The sequence below is a fragment of the Kytococcus sp. HMSC28H12 genome (assembly GCF_001816045.1).
Lineage (GTDB): Bacteria > Actinomycetota > Actinomycetes > Actinomycetales > Dermatophilaceae > Kytococcus > Kytococcus schroeteri.
The window spans coordinates 1-2429 of the sequence record NZ_KV824403.1 but is presented as its reverse complement, the minus strand read 5'-3'; the positions used below and the strand labels follow the sequence as shown (position 1 = coordinate 2429).

Genomic DNA, 2429 nt, shown 5'->3' with positions numbered 1-2429 from the left:
CCGGCAGGGCGCCGAGGCCGCACGCGCCGAGCAGCGTTCCGAGCTCGCCGCGCGCCGCACCCGCATCGCCGAGCTCACCGACCGCGTCCGCGAGCTCACCGACGCCGTGCACCGCGACGAGGTGGCCCGTGCCGAGATGCGCCTGCGTGTGGAGTCCCTGGTGCAGCGCGCCGCCGACGAGCTGGGCATGGAGCCGGGGCCGCTGGTGTCCGAGTACGGCCCCGAGGTGCCCGTGCCGGTGCTCGACGACGACGGCGAGCAGTCCGTGGACGAGGACGGCGACCCCGCCACCGTGCCCTTCGTGCGCGACGAGCAGGCCAAGCGCCTGCGCCGCGCCGAGCGCGACCTCAAGGCCCTCGGCGCCGTGAACCCCTTGGCGCTGGAGGAGTACGCGGCCATGGAGGAGCGCCACCAGTTCCTCGCCGGCCAGCTCGACGACCTCGTGAGCTCCAAGGAGGCGCTGCTCGACCTCGTGGCCGAGGTGGACGAGCGTGTCCGCACCGCCTTCGAGGAGGCCTACGCGGACGTGGCCCGCGAGTTCGAGGGCGTGTTCTCCCGCCTGTTCCCCGGCGGCGAGGGGCGCCTGGAGCTCACCGACCCCGAGGACATGCTCACCACCGGCATCGAGGTGCACGCCCGGCCGCCGGGCAAGAAGGTCAAGCGGCTCTCGCTGCTCTCCGGCGGCGAGCGCTCACTGACGGCCGTGGCACTGCTGGTGAGCATCTTCAAGGCCCGCCCCTCGCCCTTCTACATCATGGACGAGGTGGAGGCCGCCCTGGACGACACCAACCTGGGCCGCCTCATCCAGCTCTTCGAGGAGCTGCGCGACTCCAGCCAGCTCATCGTCATCACCCACCAGAAGCGCACCATGGAGGTCGCCGACGCCCTCTACGGCGTCTCGATGAAGGGCGACGGCATCAGCCAGGTGGTGAGCCAACGGCTCAAGGACGTGGACCTGCCGCGCGCCTGAGCGGTGCGTGCCAGACTGCGGCCGTGCCTTTCTTCCTCGACGAACTCTACGAACAGCTCATCGCCGGCGGCCTGACCGTCGGCCTCCTGGGTGGCGGCACCTGGGCGTGGCTGCGCGCCAAGGCGGGCGGCGCCACGCAGGCCCCGCCGGAGCAGGAGCCGCGCACCACCACGCGCCCGCCGATCGAGCACACGCCCGCCAAGAGGTCCACCTACGGCGAGCGCGCCAAGGGTGCCGTCATCGACACCAACCGGCGCACCGACCCGGTGACCACGGCCGGCCCGGGCACCGACGCGCCGGCCGCGGGCGAGGGGGCCACCCACCTGCGGGAGCGCTCCACCATCCCGCCGGAGCGCATGGGCGGCACGGATGCGGAGGTCCTCGAGCCGGAGGTCGACGGCACCACCGGCACCCCCGCGGACTACGCGCGCGAGCCGGGTGTGGAGGTGCCCGACGAGGCCCAGGGGCGCCTGCACCGCCTGCGCTCGCGCCTCTCGCGCTCCAACAACGCCGTGGGGCAGGCGCTGCTCAAGCTGCTCTCCTCCGGCGACCTCGACGAGGAGGCCTGGGAGGAGGTCGAGGACACCCTGCTCGCGGTGGACCTCGGCGTGGAGGCCACCACCGAGCTCGTGGACAACCTGCGCACCCGGGTGCGGGTGGAGAACACCACCGACCCCGACGTGGTGCGCGGCTGGCTGCGGGAGGAGTTGGTGCGCCTGGTGGACCCGACCATGGACCGCGGCATCGCCGCCACGCGTCAGGGCGACCGCCCGTCGGTGGTGCTCGTGGTGGGCGTGAACGGCACCGGCAAGACGACCACCGTGGGCAAGCTGGCCCGCGTGCTCGTGGCCGAGGAGAAGGACGTCGTGCTCGGCGCCGCGGACACCTTCCGCGCTGCGGCCGCCGACCAGCTGCAGACCTGGGGTGAACGCGTCGGGGTGCGCACCGTGCGCAGCGAGAAGGAGGGGGCCGACCCGGCATCGGTGGCCTTCGACGCCGTTGCCCAGGGCGTGGACTCCGAGGCGGACGTGGTGCTGCTGGACACCGCCGGGCGCCTGCACAACAAGGCCGGGCTCATGGACGAGCTGGCCAAGGTCAAGCGCGTGGTGGAGAAGCGCAGCCGCATCGACGAGGTGCTGCTGGTGCTGGACGCCACCACCGGCCAGAATGGCATGAAGCAGGCCGAGGTGTTCGCCCAGGCGGTGGACGTCACCGGCATCGTGCTCACCAAGATGGACGGCACCGCGCGCGGCGGCATCGTCGTGGCCGTGCAGCGGGCCCTCGGGGTGCCGGTCAAGCTCGTGGGCCTGGGCGAGGGGCCGGACGACCTCGCGCCCTTCGTGGCCGAGGACTTCGTGGACGCCCTGCTGGACTGACGGTACGGGCACCGCGCACCGCACGAAATCAGCACCGGTGCTGAGTTCGGCCTGACAGGTCACCGAGAACCGCACCGGTGCCG

The 2429-nt window shown here is 73.0% G+C and carries 2 protein-coding genes; both read left to right on the top strand.

What is annotated here, in order from left to right; all coding sequences use genetic code 11:
* Positions 1–970, top strand: a 970-nt coding sequence (locus HMPREF3099_RS05150; protein WP_168168444.1) for an AAA family ATPase, incomplete at its 5' end; no start/stop codon positions are given.
* A gap of 23 nt (positions 971–993) precedes the next feature.
* Entirely contained in the window at positions 994–2346 is a 1353-nt protein-coding gene (gene ftsY / locus HMPREF3099_RS05145; protein WP_070704878.1) for a signal recognition particle-docking protein FtsY, read from the top strand.
* The last annotated feature ends 83 nt before the right edge of the window (positions 2347–2429 follow it).